This is a genomic window from Fibrobacter sp. UWB12 (genome assembly GCF_900142485.1).
In the GTDB taxonomy this organism is placed as follows: Bacteria; Fibrobacterota; Fibrobacteria; order Fibrobacterales; family Fibrobacteraceae; genus Fibrobacter.
On the sequence record NZ_FRAZ01000011.1, the window covers coordinates 12,922 to 32,236 of the forward strand.

Below are 19,315 nucleotides of genomic sequence, written 5' to 3' on the forward strand. Positions count from 1 at the left end.
TAAGGCATCCAAAGAGACAAGAAAAAGGTCCTTATGCAAACCGTACAACCAATACTTTCCGTTCAAAACTTACGTCGCGACTTTAAGATGGGCGATGAAATAGTACACGCCTTACGCGGTGTGAGCTTCGACATATTCCCCGGCGAATTTGTAACGATCATGGGCACATCCGGCTCCGGCAAGTCCACCATGCTGAACATTCTAGGGTGCATGGATCGACCGACATCCGGCCATTATATATTAGATGGTCAACATACAGAAACTTTAAAACGAGATGCGCTCGCCCGCATCCGCAGCCAGAAGCTCGGGTTCGTTTTCCAAAGCTACAACTTGCTCAGCCGTACGACCGCTATCGAGAATGTGGAACTCCCACTATTATATAACTCGAAAGTTTCTGCCGAGGAACGTCACCACCGCGCCATCGAAGCTTTCAAGATGGTCGGGCTCGAAAGCCGCATGAATCACTTGCCAAACCAGCTCTCAGGCGGCCAGCAGCAACGCGTCGCCATTGCTCGCGCGCTCGTAAACGACCCGGTGATTATCTTGGCCGACGAAGCGACCGGCAACCTCGACACACGCACCAGTTACGAAATCATGATGATATTCCAGGAGCTACACCGGCAGGGCAAGACCATTGCCTTCGTCACACACGAACCGGACATAGCGACGTTCAGCGGCAGAACTATCACACTTCGCGATGGTTTACTGAAAAAAGATGTCATCAACGAAAAAGTGCAAGACGCCAAAGCCGCATTCGAAGCACTGCCACCACCAGAAACTTTTGAAGACGATGATGAAGGAGAAGTGGAATGAATCCGTTTACATTAGCTAAGATCGCACTCCGCGCATTGTTCCGCAATCGCATGCGCACATTTCTTTCTGTACTCGGTATCGTCATCGGTGTTGCAGCCGTCATCACCATGGTCGCCATGGGCGAAGGCTCCAAAAAATCCATCAAGGAACAGATGACCGCGATGGGCACAAACGCTATCACTATCATGCCGAACCAAAGCCGTCGCGGCGGCGTGCAGACCGAATCTTCCGAATCGCTTGAAGAAGAAGATGTCATAGCCATCCGCGAAAACGCGACTTACATCAACGGCGTTTCTCCCATGGTTACCATTGGCGGGCAAGCCATTGTCGGGAACAACAACTCCCCCACCACACTTTCCGGCGTTTCTGCAGACTACCTCAAAATCCGCAACTACGAAATAGAAGACGGCGTGATGTTTGACGACGAAGCAGACCGCATGGCAAAAGTCTGCGTCATCGGACAGACCGTAGTGAAGAACCTCTTTGCAGATGAAAACCCCATCGGAAAAACGATTCGCTATAAGAGCATCCCGCTAAAAGTCATCGGAACGCTCAAAGCAAAAGGCTCCGGTGATTTCGGGCAAGACCAGGACGACGTGATATTCACTCCATACCAGACTGTAATGAGGCGTTTTTCTGCAACAACGAACATCCGTCAGATATATGCAAATTCTATAGGCGAAGGCTATGCCCAAAAGGCAACCGAAGAAATCATGAACATCTTGAAGGAACGCCGCAACTGGACAAAACCGACAGATCCGTTCCGAGTATTTACACAAGAAGAAATGATCCAAATGGTCACAAGTACCTCCGATATGCTTTCGCTCGTGCTCACCGCCATTGCGGGAATTAGTTTGTTTGTTGGCGGTATCGGCATCATGAACATCATGTACGTGTCCGTGACCGAACGTACCAAGGAAATCGGACTCCGCATGGCTATCGGCGCACGCGGTCGCGACATTCTTTTACAGTTTTTGTTCGAATCTGTCATCATCAGTCTGTTGGGCGGCGCTATCGGAATTGCACTCGGCATTGCCGCTTCAGAAACTGTAAAGCTCGCCATGAACTGGCCCATGAGCGTTTCCATGACTAGCGTTGTCGTAAGCTTTGGCGTGTGCTTTGCAACAGGCGTATTCTTCGGATGGTACCCGGCACGCAAGGCAAGCAGGCTTGACCCGATTGAAGCATTGAGATTCGAATAACAACAGACTAACAAATACTTTGGCTGCAATGCCATACACAATTCCCGCGAAAGCGGGAATTTTTGTATTATTAAGTTATTGTGACAAGGAGGAAATATGATTCACAACAAAAAAGCTAGGTTACTAGCATCCTTTACAACATTGGGAGCCATTTCCGTTTCTGCCGCTTTTGCAGCAACATCCCCATACGACTTGATTAGGCCCACATGGCCGTTAAGCTGGGATGAAAAGGTATTCGAAAAATTCGATACTTCGGTCACCAAGAAAACCGGCATGCTCCCCAAAGCAACAATTCCCGAGAGTTTCAAAGCCGGCGAGCTCATGCCCGACACGTTGGACCAGGCCTATTTCGATGCAATCAACACCAAGATTTCGCCTATCCGCGTGAACCAGGCAGGCTACCTTGAAAGCGACAACGAACGACAGTTCTACTTTGTCGGTTCCTCCGCCGAGGAATTCGAAGTCGTCGATGCCTACGGTAAATCGCTCAGCAAAAAGGTGACTGGGACATTCACCAAAAGCGAAGCCGAAACAGAAAGCAACTGGATAATTGTCGCGGGCACAAGCGCAACCACCCCCGACCAACAACGCTACAAGGTGGAACTCACAGGACCTTCTGGCAAAGTCTTTATCGGAAAAATTCCGCAAACAGTCCCTACCAACAAGCGACTCAGAATCAAAGTCGGCAACGAAATTTCAAGCACGTTCATTGTAAGCGACAATGTTTATTCCATGGCCAAAGATGCAAGCCTCAAATTCTTCGGCATCCAGCGCAGCGGCAATTCTGAGTCTTGGTTCCATGGCCCGAGCCACATGAAAGACGGCGGTGGCGCCATCGTGACAAACGCAGATGAAGCCGGCGGGAAATTCGACGAATCGCGTGCAGGGTCTCTTGCAGGCGGTTGGTATGACTGCGGCGATTACCTCAAGGAATCGCAAACACAGGCATTTGCCTTTATGGCCTTGGCCGTAATGTCAGCCACTAACCCATCAAAGGATGTTGACCATTACGCTTACAACCAAGCTGATTTTGTAAACACCGATAAAGTGCCCGACGTATTACGCGAAGCAAAGCATGGTGCAGACTTTTTCTTGAAAGCTTACAATTTTGCCAAGGGCGTTATCGATGACATGCCCGTTTCCGTTGGCAATTTTGGCAGCGACCACGCTTTATGGACGCGCCCGGAAGCCCAAGATTATTTACCCACCGACAACTCTTCTATAGCAACAGACCGAGGCGGTCCAGCCTCTAGAACGGTCCGCCTTGGAGAACTCGGATCCAACATCGCAGGCGAAATCGCGGCAGGCCTTGCCATCTTGAGCAAGGATTACGCAAAATATGACAAGAAATTTGCGGACAGTTGCTTGACAGTTGCCGAAAAGATGTACGACTTTGCTAAGGCTCTTGCTCAAGGCAAATCGAGCTACGACGGCGACAAAAAGTTCAAGAACAACAAGAAAGCCACAGACTGGGGCTCTCTCGCCTACATCGGCAATAACGAATTCTATGACGACATGGCACTCGCCTCGGTAGCGCTCCTGTACGCCACCGGCAAAAAACAATATGCCGATGACATGTTCCGCACCAAGAGTCTTGTGCCCGGCCAGCAATATGGCAACGGAGCAGGTTTCTTTGAAGGTGGATGGTTCGTCACAGACAACAAGGCTTTCCTGAAAAACACGAAGAACACTAGCTGGGCCAATTCATACACTTACGCCCTATACGCTTTGTACAAATTAATTCTTGCTGACAAGACCAAGGCCACAACCGAATACGGACTTACCGAAGACGAACGACTCGCCGCTATCGAAGATTGCCTTGCGAACATGATTGCAAACCTAGGCGATATAGGCAATAATAATGGTGGTTCAGTAACACTCCCTGCTGGAGATATCAGCTTCAAGCAAAACAAAGTCTCATACGATCCCATTTGGTACAACATGATGACGGACCAGCTTTGGAATTTCAACCGCTATCAAATGGGCAATGTTTTCGAAGTGCTGGCATACTCCGATGTAGCAGCCGATATCGAAAAGCAAGGCATCACGTTCCCCAAGATGGCTCAGACCGATTTAAAAGCTAACGAAATGAAGCAACTCGGCATCAACCAGCTGAATTACATGCTCGGCATGAACCCCTGGGATATTTCCTTTGTATATGGCATTGGCGATAAAAACGACGCCCACCCCCACCACAGGGCATCAAACCCCGAAGGAAGAAACACCCCGGGCATCAGCTATAAATACAATTGCCCGGTCGGAGCACTTTTCGGAGGCCCCACCCCCACTGAAAAAAATACCTGGGAGCCCAACGGAATGAGCTGGGAATACTATTTCTTCTCAGAAACTTGCCTTGACGCCTCTACCGTTCTTTTGTCAGCTCTTACCATCCTTAGCAATGGCGGTGACGACTATTATGAAAAGAAATGCGACAACTGCAAAACTGAAGCGACTCCAGCTTTAGAAGGAGCATACGCAACAGCATACCATTACACATGGAAAGAGGCCGACAACTTCAGCATCCGCATTGTCAACGAATCCCTTGAAAAACTGGATAGCATTACCGCGTATATATACTTCGATGCAACCGAAGACGATATAGAATCTTGCGGCCTTATGTTCGATGTCGATATATGCACACTATATGATATTGCAGGATTCTCACAAACGTGCGCAACCAAGAGCAGCGAATTCCGCAATTATTTTAAAGAAAACGGCCCACAAAAAGTGGAAGGAACGGAAAACAAGGACAAGAAAACATACACATGGGCGCAAGCAATTCCTGTAGGATCTATTAACATCGGCAATAAAATCAGATTAGACGTTACAACTTCTTCGGGAATGAAATCTGGAGGAAAATGCGAAACACTAGCCCAGCCCGCCAAAACCAAGATTACCGACGGTTGGAGCTTCGCAAGCCACGCCGAGACCAAGGATGCTCCCGCATACGACGGTGCCCCCGACTGGGAAAAGGACTACGGCGATATCCAAGATGCCCCGAAAGATCCTTACATCGTCATTCGCGACAAGGGAAAACTTCTGTGGGGCTACGGCCCGGGCAAAACCACCAGCGACCGCGTTGGCATCGTAAACGTTGCTAAAGTCAGCAAAGCCCACATGCTGTTGAGCGACAACAGGCTCTTTGTCTTAGCGACTGCGCAAGGAACAAAGACCTTGAAGATCTTCGACATGCTCGGAAACCAGCTGTTGGAGAAATCCTTCGATGGCACTCGCGCAGAAGTAAACCTCGCAAATATCCCGCACCGCGGAACACTAGTTGCAAGAGTCATGCAAAACAACAAGGCCCTCTCGACAAAAGCGTTTAAAGTTCGATAAGCCTTTTACATATTTCGTATAGAAGCCGACTCGCCAGTCGGCTTTTTTTCATTTTTTCTTGTCACATTCCCTATTCAGAAGCTATTTTAAAGTCATGAATTTTCTTGAATTTTTACAGCCGATGCCGGTCGTGGGCATTCTCCGCGACATTCCTCAAGGCGCCGAAGAAGCGTGCGTGAACGCGTCTGCCAAATGCGGACTCAAGGCAATTGAAGTAACGATGAACACCGCTGCCGCAACTGAAATTATCGCAAAGCTTAAATCCTACGCCAAGCCTCTTGGCATTAAGGTGGGTGCAGGCACAGTACGTCACGGAAGCGATGTGGAAAAAGCAATTTCTGCAGGTGCCGAATTCATCGTCACGCCGAACACGCGTCACGAAGTTATTCGACTTTCGAACACCGCAGGCATTCCGATTATTCCGGGCGCACTCACCCCGACCGAAGTACAGAAGGCTTACGATCTCGGTGCAACCGCTATCAAGATTTTCCCTGTGAATTGCGTTGGCGGTCCGGAATACATCAAGGCATTGCGCGGCCCGTTCCGCGACATTCCTTTAATGGCATGCGGCGGAGTGAATGCCGAGAATGCAGCAAGCTACTTGAAGGCTAGCGCAAACTTGCTTTCGTTCGGCGGAAGCATCTTCAACGCAGAACTGATGAAGGCGGGCGACTGGGCAACCATCGAAGCCAAGCTCCAGAAGCTGTTGGATGCAGTCAAGGCTGCGATTGCATAACAGTCCGGTATAACAATTGCGAAAAAGCCGCGGAAAATTCCGCGGCTTCTCTTTTAATTCCAAGAAATAATGGATGGGGCAAGCCCCAACCTCTTAGGCTCGGTTATAAAAATGAGCACACTCATTTTTGCAACTCTCGCCTTTTGAGGTTGTCCTATCGCCTTCGGCTTCAGGATGACACAATCCTAACTACGTTCCGCACGCATCTTGCGTTTGCACTCGTACATGGATGCATCCGCACTGCGAAGCATTTCGTCCATATCCTTATAGTCTTCAGCAGAACTTGCAATGCCATACGCAAAGGCAACCGTCTGGTCCACAATCGTAAGCGACTTTACAGATTCCTGCATTCTTTCGGCACAGACAAAAGCACCCTTCACATCTGTATCCGGGCAAATGACTAAGAATTCGTCACCGCCCATGCGGAACAGCATATCCGATTCACGGAGCAACTTGTTGCACGAAGTCACTACAGAACGGAGAAGCAAATCGCCAGCCAAATGTCCATGCTGGTCGTTAATCTTTTTCAGTCCATTCAAGTCAAAATAAACTATCGAGAAATTCGTTCCGTAACGTTTGCTACGAGCAAACAACTCACGAAGAGAACAAATCGCATGACGGCGGTTGTACGCGCCAGTCAAGTCATCCGTCAAGGAGATTTCGCGCAGGTTGCGTAACGAACGAGCCAAGCGCAAATGCACACCAATTCGAGCAAGCAAAATATCTGGCGCGGCAGACTTACATACAAAGTCCGATGCGCCCGACTGGAAACCCTGCGCTACACTTTCTTCATTTTCCTGATTTGTGAGGAATATAACGGGCAAATCGTCCAACGGGAAATGCTTACGGATATTCAAGCAAACATCATAGCCATTCATTTCAGGCATATTGACGTCGAGCAACACTAGCTCTACAGGATTATTGAGCAAATATTCCAAAGCCTCGGCACCGGATTTACAACCGATAACTTCGTAACCTACTCCTTTGAGAACGTCCGAGTCTCTTTTCAACTCAGCATCGTCATCATCGACGATAAGAATCTTTTCCTCTACCATTTTGTCTCCTTACCATCCTAACACTCATTCCGGACTACAAAATAAAATTACTCGAGGTACTCTATCGGCGGATTCGATTCAACAAGCCCCATTTGAGACGCTAATTTGAAAAAAAGAGCTAACGACAGCTTGCGTTCATCCGTAAAATGGTAGTCCAAGACGCTAAAATAGTCTTCGATAAGGGGACGAGGTAAATTTACCGGATATTTTTCAAGCCACAAATCCAACGCCTGCGATGGATTTTTCCGGAACTCCCGAATACCCGTTTCAAGCCGAGCCATGTAATCGACCAACACCGGTTTCAAACGCGGCTGCAGAGCATCCTTCGAAATCAGCCATGCGCCAAAGACAAAGGGGAGCCCTTGCCACTCTTGCCAAAGAGCACCCAAATCATAGCTGTACGCAAAACGATGGCGTTCATTTTCTTCAAGCGCCAAGTCGCCTATCAAAAGGCATGCATCATCTGTCGCTTCTGCTGCAAATCCCGATACGTATTCAGGCCGCAACCCATATCGATTTTCAAGAAGTATCCTCAATAACGTAACAGACGTTTTGCTCTGCGAAGTCATGCGGATACGCTTACCCGAAAGTTGCTCAATGGGATAACGCGAAAAAAGCTTGACCGACCGCACCTCAAAGGAACAGGACGTACAAAGCGAAGGTGACAGCACAAAGGCGCCCGGTTTTTGTGCAAAGGTAATGGAAGAGGCCGGAGAAAGATGAATAGAACCATCTTTAAGGCCCGCACTGTGAGCGCTCGGCGGACCATCGACAAAGGCCACCTCGGGAAATTCGTTTTCGCGACCGACAGAATTAAAGAAAAACGGCGCACAGACTAAAAAAGGGATTCGACCAACACAGAGAGTCATGTAAAAAAGTTAAATTTTTGTGTGTGGCTAAATTGTATGCCACGTCAAAAACAATTCGATTAATTCAAAAGTTAATGGCTAAAGAATAATGGCTGTATTTCACGTGAAGAAAACCTCGCTCGGCGAAGACCAGACTAGTCTCGTTTTCAAGGGCAAGATTGTAGAAGGTCCCATCAGCAAGGGCATGACTATTGAAATTCCTGTAACGCAGGAAGCCGTCGTCAAAATGAAGATTTACGACATTGTCCAGTTCGACAAACAAAAGGACGAAGACAAGAAGGTGGGCCTTGTTGTAGATTTTTATAATCTTCCCGACGATATGGAAGTCATCATGGACCTAAACATCGCCGACGAAGATTTGAACATCGTAAACGAATAACCTATTCATTCACCGGCTGCTCCGGCAGCCAAAGTATGGGATACACGCATGAATAAAGAAAGATTGCGCGGAGTGAATTTGGGCGGATGGTTCAGTCAAGTTGACTGCATCGAAGAAAAGGACCCTGTCGGTTTTCCGGGAGTGGTCGGACACATCAAGACGTTCCTAGGAACAAGCGATTTCAAGCGCATCCACGATGCGGGGTTCAACCACGTACGCTTGCCGGTGGACTACTTTAATTTATTTAAAGGAGACGAACTCAAGCCGGACGAAGAAATCTTTGCGCTCTTGGACAAGGCTCTCAAGGACATCCAGGATGCCGACCTCGATGTGATTCTCGATTTGCACAAGTGCCCGGGTCACGACTTCCACCTCGCCAGCAATCACGAACAAGCTTTCTTTGCCGATGCGAACGCCCGCAAGGACACACGCAAGATTTGGGCATTCATGGCTGAACGTTACAGCTCTATGCCGCGCGTGATGATGGAACTTTTGAATGAACCGGCCGCAAGCGATTCCAAGGTTTGGGACAAAGTCAAAGACGAAATCTTCTGGGAAATCCGCAAGCACGCTCCGAAGAACACGATTGTCGTAGGTGCCAACAAATGGAACAGCGCAAGGGAATTTGAATTCTTGACACCGCTCGATGACGACAACGCCATCTACAGTTTCCACACCTACACGCCGGTGACGTTCACACACCAAGGCGCAGCCTGGATTGACGACCCGTTCTTCAAGATTGAACGCCCGTGGCCAGGCGACTACGCCGCACCGGAAACAGACGGAAGAACGCGACTCCACGTGGAATACGGCAGATGGGACAAGGCTCAGTTGCAGGCTAGCATCCAGAACGCCCTTGATTTCCGCGCCAAGTACGACTTGCCCGTAAGCTGCAATGAATTCGGTGTTTACGTACAAGTTCCTCGCAAGTATCAACTTGCCTGGATGCGCGACTTCCTTGACATTCTTCGCGATGCCGACGTGGGTTACAGCTACTGGAACTACAAGAACTTGGACTTCGGTCTCGTCTCTAAAGGCGAATCGCTGCACAACAATTTACCGCAGTACAACAACCCCGAACGCCTCGATACAGAACTCATGGAAATGATCGCGAAAGGGTAACGGCTTCGCCGCAGTAGACAGTAGGAAGTAGGAAGTAGACAGTAAACAGTAGAATGTTATGCCCGCCACAAGCGGGCATTTTTTTGTTTTTTCAACAAATGATTTTTATAAAAACGCAATCATTAAAAATTTTGATTAGATTATAATTGATTTCAAGTCCAAATATTTAAAGGCTAAATATGATATCTTCTCTAATAGCTTTGTTAATAAAGGTTGCAATAGTACTTGTTGTTGTAGTAGTAATTAAGTCTTTGAAATCTTCAAGTTCTGACAATTCTTTAAATAAAAACACTTCTACCATCTCAGACAGAGTAAAAAGCTATGCTCAGGAAAATCAAGAATACTATGAATCAATCATTAACAGCAGCTCCTTTAATTTCAATGACAGATTCAACATATGCCCAGACAAATCTGATTTAGGAGATTACGGCGAATTCCTTACATTCAAAGAAATTGTTAAATGGTCAAGTTGCCATAGTTATAATTACAAAATTTTAAGAAATCTCAATATAGGGACTCATTGCGAAATAGACCTTGTATGGATTCACGAAACAGGGATATATGTTTTCGAAAGCAAAAATATTTCTGGACAAATATACGGAGACGAGAACAGTAACCAATGGTGCATAATACTTAATAACAGAACAAAGAAACAATTCTACAATCCAATCTTTCAAAACAACGGTCACATTAACGCTCTTAAACGCATATTAGGAAATCATAATTCCTACTGTTCCATAATAGTTTTTAGTGAACGATGTGAATTAAAAGATATTCCCCCTAACACACAATCAAGAATTATTACAAAACGAAATTATTTACAATCAAAACTAACAGAAAGAATCGCAAGAGAACAAAGCAGACTTTCAATTGCGCAAATCGAAGCCCTATATCGAAAGCTTCTTCCATACGCATACGCTTCGCAAGACATCAAACAAAAACACTCTGATTACATCAACAAGAAATATGGTTACAAAAATGGCAACGATGATGATGTCAATTTACCATTTTAAGAATAAACGATTAATACAATACTTTAGAAAATAAAAGCGTCGGCCAAGGATGGGGAGGGTACAGGGAGGGGCCCGTGCGGCCTTCGCAACTCCGAGCTGGGGCCCCGCCCGCAAGATTTTCTTTTTGCGTTAAAAAGAGCCTCTTGGAGCGATAAGCCAAATTTACATCTCGATGAGAATGCCGGCTTGCAAGTACCAGTAGCCTTCACCGGAGTGATTCAAGAATTGATAGCCTGTCGAAAAAATAATGGACGAGTTGTCACCATTCTTAATGTCGAGTCCACCACCTGCACGCCAAAACATTTGATCGTCCTTGCCGAACAGATAACCAAAATCACCTGTTGCAATAGGCAGCACAGTTCGGCCAATCGGCAGGCGAACCCAAAGACTTCCGGACAACGGCATAAGGCCGACATTATCTAATTCTTGATAGCCAATGCCAACACCAGCAAAAACCATCTGGTCAATCGGATACCACAGATGGCCATAGAAGCTCATGTTGAAATATCCCATGTGGCTCACACGATTGCAGAAACCGCCCTGCGCATCCAACGTGAAAGCGCTCGCCGGAGTAGCGACAAATGCAAGCGCGAAAAGTAATGTTATCAAAATTTTCTTCATATCTCGACACTCTAATATATAATTTCTATTCACTTACGAGATGGCGATCCCGCAACAAGTGCGGGATGACACTGCGAAACAAGACTTGACTAGATCCTTCGACTCCGTTACACTTCGCTCAGGATGACACAATACTTTCGTCTCTCGTCTACCAGCGTAGCGGTCTTTCGTCTGATACTACTCGTCGCTGCGAGCTTCACGGGCCCAGCCGCCACTGCGTTCACGCTTGAATGCAAGGAAGAATCCCTTAAGCATAGCAAGGTTCATGAGCAAGAAGTAGTAAGCGCTCGGGAGGATTCTCGTCACCGCAACAATCAAGGCAAGCGTCATGCAGCCAAACGAAATCTGGTAGAACAAGCCCTTCGTCAAAAGCAATGCGTTTGCGACATACAAAAGAATCAAGATGTGCGGAGAGAACCAGCGTACAATCTTATGCGAGAAGAACAGGTAAGCAAGCAGCGGACGGAACGGATTCAAAAGCGGCAAGTAAGAGAACAAGTAATTAAAATTAGCGCGACCAATACGAACTTTACGTCTGTATTCACCGCTCGATTCCTTCGAGGTCTGTTCCGTACCAATTGCACTTGCAACAAACGTGCAATAGAATCCCTTTTGCAAAATTTTCGTCGTTACAAAGAAGTCGTCCATGACGCTCTTCTTGACAGGAAGTTCAGTATAAAGATTCTTGCGAATTGCATAAAGAGCGCCGTTGCCACCAATCAAGCGGTCCAGCACGCCTTCGAACTTCTTGATTTCACTTTCCAAGTCCCAATAAGAACTTTCGCCTTTACCGAGCACGCTTCCGCTCTTGTCCGAAAGAATCAGGTGGCCACAAGCGCATCCGATTTTCTTGTCCTTGAACGGATCGACAAGCTTACGCACAACATTCGGGAAAAACATCGTATTTGCATCGCAGAACAGCAAGATATCGTTCTTTGCAATTTTCTGCAAGCGGTTCAGCATTGCAGCCTTGCCTGCGTTCTTCGGAGCCTTTACCAAAGTAATTCCCTGGTCGGCATATCGCGCCACAATCTCTGCGGTCTTATCTGCAGAACCGTCATCGCCAATCAAGACTTCCAATTTTTCCTTGGGATAATCAATCTCAAGAATATTGCGAATCTTGCGTTCAATCACGGCTTCTTCGTTATAAGCCGAAATCAAAATCGACACCGATGGAAGTTCGGCACAACCATCCATCGACTTCTTTTTGCGCTTGAAAATTTCACTCACAAACGGGAGCGTCATCGGAAACAGCAAATAGCAATGTACAATCAGGAACAATAAAATCCAGAAAGCAATTTGTGCATAAAAGAGAATGTCTTCACTCATTTCGAAATCCACTCCTTCTCTTTTTCAAGAATCTGGTAAAGCAAATACTTCATTTCTTCGGCAGTAAAGGAATCCTTGATTGTCATGATCGAGAGCCCCTTCGGAGCAATCAAGACAAACGCGGGCAGCACGGTCAAGTTCCACACGTCAAAATAGCAACGCTGTACAGTCTTTCGCTTGCCATCACAGACAATCGTGTCTTGCGAATCCACATCAAGTTTTGTAGAAATGAATCTTGTATTCAAAAGCGATGCGACCGTCGGATCCGAATATGTATTTGCATCCATAATTCGGCACGGCACACACCAGTCCGCATAAAGATCTACAAAAATCAGTTTCTTGGAATTCTTCGCTTTTTCCAAAGCTTCGGTGTAGTCCAGCCAATGCACAAGCTTAGGCTTGGGAGGAGGCGCCGCAAACGCAGAAAGAGCAAGGCAAAATACAGCAACAATCCATACACTCGCTTTCATCACTTCTTATCCTTTTTTTGCACAGGTACAACTTTCGGGATTCCAAGCAAAGAATCAATCCGGTCCGAGACTGCCAACTGGAACGACATCCATCGTTTTTCGTCATCAAGAACTTTATCACAAGCCTTGATAAAATCTTCGCGGGTGTAGCCGTACTTTTTCAAGACCTCACGGCGGACAAGGCGCCCCATGGGAGATTCGCCACCATAAAGCTGTTCGGCAACACGCATTTCGACATACGCGGAAACAAGGCGTTTATCCGCTTTCGGAGCAGAATCCGTACAGGCACAAAGAGCTAGCGCCACTACACCGAAAAGAAACAAACGCCTCAAGAGACTACTCCCTATTTTCCAGAGCGTTTTCGAAAAGACCGTCAACGTAGTCGCGCTTATTGAATTCCACAAGCTGGTCGATGCGTTCGCCCATGCCGACCCAGCGGATCGGGATTTGCAAAGAACTAGCAATCGAGAGCACGGAGCCACCACGCGCGGTTCCATCGAGCTTGGTCACGACAAGACCGGTGAGTGGGAAGCTCTGGTTGAAGATCTTCGTCTGGTTGATAGTGTTCTGTCCAGTGTTACCGTCAATCACAAGCCACATGTCGTGCGGCATGTCCGGACTCACCTTCTTGATGACACGCACAATCTTCTTGAGTTCTTCCATCAAGTAGTCTTTATTGTGCAATCGTCCGGCAGTATCAATCAGCACCACATCGCAGCCGCGCGCAACAGCGGCACTGCAAGCATCAAACGCAACCGCAGCCGGGTCAGAACCTTCCTGATGCTTCACAAATTCGGCACCGGAACGTTCGGCCCATGTTTCAAGCTGGTCAATTGCAGCAGCACGGAACGTATCGCATGCGGCAATCATGACCTTCTTGCCTTCGTTCTTAAGGCGGGCAGCAAGTTTACCGATAGTCGTTGTCTTGCCTGCACCGTTCACGCCTATCACGAGCACCACATGCGGTTTGCCCTTGAGTTCAAACGGAGGAGGATCCTTGAGCAAGCGTTCCGCTTCGTTACGCATGATGTCGAGCACCTGCTCTGTCGTAAGCGACTTGCCCAAAGCGTTTTCGCGAAGTGCATCCGTCAAAAGGAATGCAGCCTCGACACCAACATCAGCCTTGATGAGATGTTCTTCAAGTTCTTCGAGCGTCTCGTCCGTAATTTTTCCGGCACCGACAATGCCCTTCAATTCGCCAAGCAAGGCGTCGCGGGTCTTTGCAAGCCCGCTCTTAATTGCAGAAAATAAACCCATTAGATGATGCTCTCGACTTTATCCACGAGACCGTAAGACTTGGCTTCTTCGGCAGACATGAAGTTATCGCGTTCGGTGTCGCGGTCAATCTGTTCAATTGTGTGGCCAGACGTTTCAGCAAGAATCTTGCCCGTGATGCCACGGATGCGAAGCATTTCTTCGGCCTGGATTTGAATATCACTTGCAGGGGCAACAATTTCACCATGAATAAGCGGCTGGTGAATCATGATACGAGCGTTCGGCCATGCACAGCGCTTGCCCTTTGCACCGGCAGTGAGGAGCACGGCACCCATCGAGGCAGCCTGTCCACAGCAAACCGTCACGACATCGCTCTGGATTGCGTTCATGCAGTCGTAAATGGCAAGACCGGAGGAAATCACGCCACCCGGGCTGTTGATGAAGAAAATAATGTCTTCGTGATTCAGGGAATCCAAATACAGGAGCTGCTTCACAATGCGTTCGGCACTTTCATCATCGACACCACCCCACAAGAAAATTCTGCGCTTGGAGGCGAGGTATTCTTCAGCCTTTCTGAGCATGTCCGGGGTCTGTTTTTCTTTATTCTCGTTACAATCAGCCATAAATCATCCTTTTGTTCGAGTATAATTTAGAAAATTCAATATATTATCGTTCGTCAATAGTCGTTAGTCGATTGCTATATTTAAAACCATGCCAACAGATTCTCAGAAATATCTCGTCGGGCTAGTTGACCCCGAAACGCTTACCGCCGCCGAGAGCGAAGAGCTCCACCCGGCACGCATTGACTACGAAAGCTGCGACATCCTCGAAATCCGCTACGACTTTTTTGATGAATCCGACTGGCCATCATTAGCATCTCGCGTCCACAAAATCGCACCGAATACGATACAATTGGGCACCATACGACTCAAGCGAGATGGCGGAACATTCCCCAATGCACGCGCAACGGAACGCCCTGCCTTATGGAAAAAGATTCTCGAAGCCGCAGACGTTCCAGAATGGCTAGACCTCGAACGCGACTGCCTCCATGACTTTGACGAACTCCGCGATATCGCCGCCCCCAAAGGCGTAAAGATTCTCGTTTCCGAGCATAACTTTACCCGAATCCCGAACGACCTCGAACTCAAGAACTACCTCACCGATGTCAAACGGGTCAAGGCAGACGGCATCAAAATTGCGGCCATGAGCAACTCCGACGACGACTGCACCAGACTCTACAAGTTTGCAAAAAAGGCAAAAGGGTTCAAATTCATCGCCGCATTCGGCATGGGCGAAACCGGAAAAATCAGTCGAATCTGGTCCCTGAAAGAGGGCGCAAACCTCACTTACGGCTCCATCGGGAAAGCGGCCGCCCCAGGTCAAATTGATGTTGCACTCATGAGAAAAGCCATCGACAGGCTCGAAACGACCACTTCACAGATAGAATTATCTTCTTTTTTAAACATATTTTAAATATACCCCTCTCCAAACAGCATTTTATTTTCTAAAATAGTTGTTTGATAGGTTCATAAAAAGGAAAAAATTACACCATGCGTCTATCTGAAAGATTTGTAGATAATTGCATCTTGATAAATTCTTCCAGTGAAACAAAGGAAGCCATTCTTAACGAATTGGTTGACACTCTCTGCAGCGCATACAAACTCGATCATCGTGACGAGATTTTCGAAGCAATCTGGACACGCGAACAAAGCCGCTCCACCGGCATCGGTTGCGGACTTGCCGTTCCGCATGCAAAGATTGACTACGTGGACCGCATGTGCATGGTCGCCGCCACCATCGAAAAGGGTCTGGATTTCCAGTCTTTTGATGGCGAACCGGTATTCCTGCTCATCCTCATCGTGAGTCCGGGAAACACCGTCGGCCCTCACCTCAAGGCGCTTTCTTCCGTGAGCCGCCTGTTGGCAGACGGAAACGTGCGCAAGGACCTCATCGCCTCGAAAACTCCGGCAGAGTTCCTTACCATCCTCCGCGCCGCCGAAGACAAGTACTTATAACCCTTGACAGCAAATAAATCCTTTTCTATATTTGCTCTCACTTCGGACGGTTAGCTCAGTTGGTTTAGAGCGCTGCTTTCACACGGCAGAGGTCACTGGTTCAAATCCAGTACCGTCCATTCGAAAAGGCTTCCACACGGAAGCCTTTTTGTGTTTGTACAAATTTTCTATCTTAAATTTCACGCAACCAAAATATACAGCTGGGGCATCTAAAAGGTATGAATTACAAAAAAGCAATAGTTCTCGGTATTTTTGCGTCAGCATCTCTTGTTTTCGCTGATGGTTCATGGACTTTAAGCGCATGTCTCAAGCAGGCAAAAGAAAAAAGCTTAAAGCTAGAATCTGCAAAAATCCGTGAACAAAAGGCAGATGTAAGCCTCGAACAGGCTAAAGTCGGGAACTACCCCACCCTTTCGGCCAGCATCGGCAACTCCCTTTACGATTCCCCGTTCAGAGATGGTCCGCAAGACCATTACCGTCTCAGCGCAGGCATAAATGCTTCTTACACGTTGTGGGATGGCGGTTCTACGCGCCTTTCCATCAAGGCCAACGAACTGAACAAAGAAGCCACGCGCTTTTCGACAAAAGAAACCGAACGTTCCGTGCAAGAAAGCGTCCTGAACGCATACATGAACTTGCTCGCCGCCATCGAAAAACTGCACACCGCAGATGCATCTGTTGAACTTGCCAAGGCTGAATTCGAGCACTACAACACACTGTTCGAAGCCGGTTCCATCACCAAGAAAGACTTGACCCAGTCGCAGGCAAACGTACTGCAGAAAGAAGCAGCTCAACTCGCGGCACAATTGAGCGTCAACACTTCGAAGACTACACTTCGCCAGCTTTTGGAACTTCCCGAAAGCGAAACATTCGAGGTTACTGCTCCGGAAACAGAAATCCAGACACCGGATGCACTTACGCCAATTCCCTCGCTCGACGAACTTCAAAAGACCGCAACAGACAATTCCCCCAGTCTGAAATCCGACAGCCTTTCTATCCAAGTTGCACAGAAGAATACTGAAATTGCAGGCAAGGGCAAGTCCATCAAGGTCTCGCTCGGAGCTAGCGCAAGCACAGGCCTTCAGGCATGGGAATCCAAAAAATACGGTACCCAAATCAAGAACGGCTATTCGCATAGCATTTCGTTGAACATCAACATCCCGATTATCGATGGCGGAGCTACCGAAAACAAGGTGCTGCAAGCTCAACTCAGCGAAACTGAAAGCGCGGTCGCCTTAAAGGAACAGGCAAAGTCCCTCGAAAATACTATCGAAAAACTTTACCTGAACGCCCTCAGCGCCGACATGCAGTGGAAGGCCGCCATTCTTCAAGTCGAAGCAGAAAACGAAGCCTTACTGGTTGCCGAAGAACAACGTAACGTTGGTTCCCTGACTTATACGGATTACCTTTCTCAGAAAAACCGTCTCGAAAGTGCACAGTCCACGCTCACGAACGCCAAGTACACAAGCCTCTTGGCCCGCAATCTGCTGGACTTGTATCAGGGAAAGTTGGACTAAAAAAGGCGACCCCGTCCCCATTCGCGGATCATGACCACGTAAGAGCTGAATAGCATTCAAGGCGAGTGTCGCAAAATCAAGCATACTTGATTTTATGATCGAGCCGAAATTGCTGACGCGAAGCGTCAACCGCAAGTGGTCAAAGAGCACCATGGCCGGGGTGACAAATCAAAACGTGTCATGCCCCGCTCCGACGGGGCATTTTTATTACACGAGTTTTTCGGCTTCGCCTTCGGCGTACTTTCCGTACAAAATAGCGACAATGTCTTTCTTGGGAACCTTCTGACCGGTTTCCTTGAGGCTTACGCGAAGCCTGTCGAGCATGGCCTTGTCTATTTCTTTCCAATACTGGTTTGTTTCGGCAACGGTCCAAAGCTTGTCATCACCACCGCTAATGGTCACAAGTTTCGCCTTGAAAAAAGTTCCCAAAGCGCGGTTGATGATGCTGCTTGTCGTACCGGCAATATTCTTTGCAACAATTTCCTGAACCAAGTCCTGCTTGTTCATCGGAACAAACGAAGTCAAGTCACAAGCTTCGGCATAAATCTTTTTGAGCATGTTGCGCGGGAACATATCCCAGCCCTTACGCTTGAGCGCTTTTGCAAGAATCATCTGCGCATCTTCTTCAACAGCGACTTTCTGCTCTGCAAGGGCAACCGTGTAAGAGCCGCCGCCCACATCCGTCATTTGCACAAAGTCCGCGGACTTTACGAAATCCTTGAATGTCTTGAAACCGAGGCGCTTTTCGTTAAACGCGTTATCGAGCCCGAGCATCTTGGGCTTGATTGCCGCAAGTGCAATCGGGCCATCTTCTTTTTGCAAAACGCTCCGGAGCATTTCCATGGAATCAATCTTTTCGGAGACAAGCCTATTTGCACGTTCCTTGGCATCGGACACTTCATCGCCGGAATCTTCATCGGCGACAGTCGCATCGTCAGTATAAATGTATCTGGAGCAAGAATTCTTGACGCACTCGCTCAACGGGGACTTGGGGCCCACACCAATCACTTCTTTACCTTGTTCGCGGAGTTTGCGGAACAGGGGCGAAAAATCGGAATCGCCCGTTGCAAGAACAATCCACTGCACCTGCGAATCGAGCGCCACTTCCATGGTATCGACTGTCATCTTGATGTCCGTCGAATTTTTACCGCTCACCGGATGGAATGTATGCACAAGTTCAAATCCGTTCTCGTTGAGCGCCGACTGCATTGGAATCAGTTGCGGCGAAGACCATTTGCCATACGCCTTGCGCACGACAATCTGCCCCAACGGCAAAAGTTCGTCCATGAGGGACTGCACGCCGTCGTGCTTGATCCAATTGGTAAGGTTTTCCGCGTCGATAAAAATTGCAATGTGGTTCATGGGTATATATATAGCATTTAGTTACTAGGCAATAGTTATTAGAATATGGAATTCAGGGCGTTGCGGGATGTGCCCGCTAGAAGGGGTGGTGAGCAACGAAGTGCGAGCCAGGGGACAACAAGTACAACGCTTGCCCCTCGAAAATATTACAAATTTATTACAAACTCAATTAACCGCCCAGAAGCGTTGACAAATTGTCCATAACAAAATATTTACATTCTGTAATTATATCTCATCGGAAAATAAATTTGAATTGGGTTA

General features: G+C 47.8%; 19 protein-coding genes and 1 tRNA gene. 11 read left to right on the forward strand and 9 right to left on the reverse strand.

What is annotated here, in order from left to right; all coding sequences use genetic code 11:
• Nucleotides 1-33: 33 nt before the first annotated feature.
• The 4 genes from BUA34_RS14245 to BUA34_RS14260 all read left to right on the forward strand — a co-directional run bounded on the left by BUA34_RS14245 (nt 34) and on the right by BUA34_RS14260 (nt 6,087).
• Nucleotides 34-813, forward strand: a complete 780-nt coding sequence (locus BUA34_RS14245) for an ABC transporter ATP-binding protein (RefSeq protein WP_072830724.1) — start codon at nt 34-36, stop codon at nt 811-813.
• On the forward strand, nt 810-2,015 hold the full coding sequence (locus tag BUA34_RS14250; protein WP_072830726.1) for an ABC transporter permease: 1,206 nt from the start codon (nt 810-812) through the stop codon (nt 2,013-2,015). Before BUA34_RS14245 ends, BUA34_RS14250 begins: the two co-directional genes overlap by 4 nt.
• 96 nt (nt 2,016-2,111) lie before the next feature.
• A complete protein-coding gene (locus BUA34_RS14255) occupies nt 2,112-5,351 on the forward strand; it encodes a glycoside hydrolase family 9 protein (RefSeq protein WP_072830728.1) in 3,240 nt (1,079 codons plus the stop codon).
• Nucleotides 5,352-5,445: 94 nt separating this feature from the next.
• Entirely contained in the window at nt 5,446-6,087 is a 642-nt protein-coding gene (locus BUA34_RS14260) for a bifunctional 4-hydroxy-2-oxoglutarate aldolase/2-dehydro-3-deoxy-phosphogluconate aldolase (protein WP_072830730.1), read from the forward strand.
• Between the two features lie 185 nt (nt 6,088-6,272).
• On the opposite strand, the gene BUA34_RS14265 is transcribed toward BUA34_RS14260, so the two are convergent.
• Both BUA34_RS14265 and BUA34_RS14270 read right to left on the reverse strand, forming a co-directional pair.
• Nucleotides 6,273-7,142 carry a GGDEF domain-containing response regulator gene (locus BUA34_RS14265; RefSeq protein WP_072830732.1) on the reverse strand — a complete coding sequence of 290 codons (870 nt, stop codon included), beginning with the start codon at nt 7,140-7,142 and terminating at the stop codon, nt 6,273-6,275.
• A 47-nt stretch (nt 7,143-7,189) separates the two neighbouring features.
• On the reverse strand, nt 7,190-8,011 hold the full coding sequence (locus BUA34_RS14270) for a menaquinone biosynthetic enzyme MqnA/MqnD family protein (RefSeq protein ID WP_072830734.1): 822 nt from the start codon (nt 8,009-8,011) through the stop codon (nt 7,190-7,192).
• A gap of 88 nt (nt 8,012-8,099) precedes the next feature.
• On the opposite strand from BUA34_RS14270, the gene BUA34_RS14275 reads away from it, so the two are divergent.
• From BUA34_RS14275 to BUA34_RS14285, 3 genes are all read left to right on the forward strand, one after another.
• Entirely contained in the window at nt 8,100-8,390 is a 291-nt protein-coding gene (locus tag BUA34_RS14275; RefSeq protein WP_072830736.1) for a hypothetical protein, read from the forward strand.
• 48 nt (nt 8,391-8,438) lie between these two features.
• Entirely contained in the window at nt 8,439-9,512 is a 1,074-nt protein-coding gene (locus BUA34_RS14280; RefSeq protein WP_072830738.1) for a glycoside hydrolase family 5 protein, read from the forward strand.
• Nucleotides 9,513-9,691: 179 nt separating this feature from the next.
• Entirely contained in the window at nt 9,692-10,525 is an 834-nt protein-coding gene (locus tag BUA34_RS14285; protein WP_072830741.1) for a nuclease-related domain-containing protein, read from the forward strand.
• Nucleotides 10,526-10,687: 162 nt separating this feature from the next.
• On the opposite strand, the gene BUA34_RS14290 is transcribed toward BUA34_RS14285, so the two are convergent.
• The 6 genes from BUA34_RS14290 to BUA34_RS14315 form a co-directional block, all read right to left on the reverse strand.
• The gene (locus BUA34_RS14290) at nt 10,688-11,146 is read right to left on the reverse strand and encodes a hypothetical protein (RefSeq protein WP_072830743.1); all 459 of its coding nucleotides are present in this window, start codon (nt 11,144-11,146) and stop codon (nt 10,688-10,690) included.
• 177 nt (nt 11,147-11,323) lie between these two features.
• Nucleotides 11,324-12,475 carry a glycosyltransferase family 2 protein gene (locus BUA34_RS14295; RefSeq protein WP_072830745.1) on the reverse strand — a complete coding sequence of 384 codons (1,152 nt, stop codon included), beginning with the start codon at nt 12,473-12,475 and terminating at the stop codon, nt 11,324-11,326.
• Nucleotides 12,472-12,945, reverse strand: a complete 474-nt coding sequence (locus tag BUA34_RS14300) for a thioredoxin family protein (RefSeq protein WP_254794500.1) — start codon at nt 12,943-12,945, stop codon at nt 12,472-12,474. The genes BUA34_RS14295 and BUA34_RS14300 overlap by 4 nt, the downstream gene beginning before the upstream one ends.
• Complete coding sequence (locus BUA34_RS14305; protein WP_254794501.1) at nt 12,945-13,268, reverse strand: hypothetical protein; 324 nt, start codon at nt 13,266-13,268, stop codon at nt 12,945-12,947. The genes BUA34_RS14300 and BUA34_RS14305 overlap by 1 nt, the downstream gene beginning before the upstream one ends.
• A 13-nt stretch (nt 13,269-13,281) precedes the next feature.
• The gene (ftsY, locus tag BUA34_RS14310) at nt 13,282-14,202 is read right to left on the reverse strand and encodes a signal recognition particle-docking protein FtsY (protein WP_072830751.1); all 921 of its coding nucleotides are present in this window, start codon (nt 14,200-14,202) and stop codon (nt 13,282-13,284) included.
• Nucleotides 14,202-14,783 (reverse strand): ATP-dependent Clp protease proteolytic subunit, encoded by a 582-nt coding sequence (locus BUA34_RS14315; RefSeq protein ID WP_072830753.1) that lies wholly within the window; start codon nt 14,781-14,783, stop codon nt 14,202-14,204. Before BUA34_RS14315 ends, ftsY begins: the two co-directional genes overlap by 1 nt.
• 88 nt (nt 14,784-14,871) lie before the next feature.
• On the opposite strand from BUA34_RS14315, the gene BUA34_RS14320 reads away from it, so the two are divergent.
• The 4 genes from BUA34_RS14320 to BUA34_RS14335 all read left to right on the forward strand — a co-directional run bounded on the left by BUA34_RS14320 (nt 14,872) and on the right by BUA34_RS14335 (nt 17,692).
• Nucleotides 14,872-15,633, forward strand: coding sequence for a type I 3-dehydroquinate dehydratase (locus BUA34_RS14320; RefSeq protein WP_072830755.1), 762 nt, complete (start codon nt 14,872-14,874; stop codon nt 15,631-15,633).
• Nucleotides 15,634-15,710: 77 nt separating this feature from the next.
• Complete coding sequence (locus tag BUA34_RS14325; protein ID WP_072830757.1) at nt 15,711-16,175, forward strand: PTS sugar transporter subunit IIA; 465 nt, start codon at nt 15,711-15,713, stop codon at nt 16,173-16,175.
• Between the two features lie 44 nt (nt 16,176-16,219).
• A tRNA-Val gene (locus BUA34_RS14330) sits at nt 16,220-16,294 on the forward strand.
• 99 nt (nt 16,295-16,393) lie between these two features.
• Nucleotides 16,394-17,692, forward strand: a complete 1,299-nt coding sequence (locus tag BUA34_RS14335) for a TolC family protein (RefSeq protein ID WP_072830759.1) — start codon at nt 16,394-16,396, stop codon at nt 17,690-17,692.
• A gap of 207 nt (nt 17,693-17,899) precedes the next feature.
• Here BUA34_RS14335 and BUA34_RS14340 read toward each other — a convergent pair whose 3' ends face one another.
• Complete coding sequence (locus BUA34_RS14340; protein ID WP_072830761.1) at nt 17,900-19,054, reverse strand: NYN domain-containing protein; 1,155 nt, start codon at nt 19,052-19,054, stop codon at nt 17,900-17,902.
• Nucleotides 19,055-19,315 lie beyond the last annotated feature (261 nt).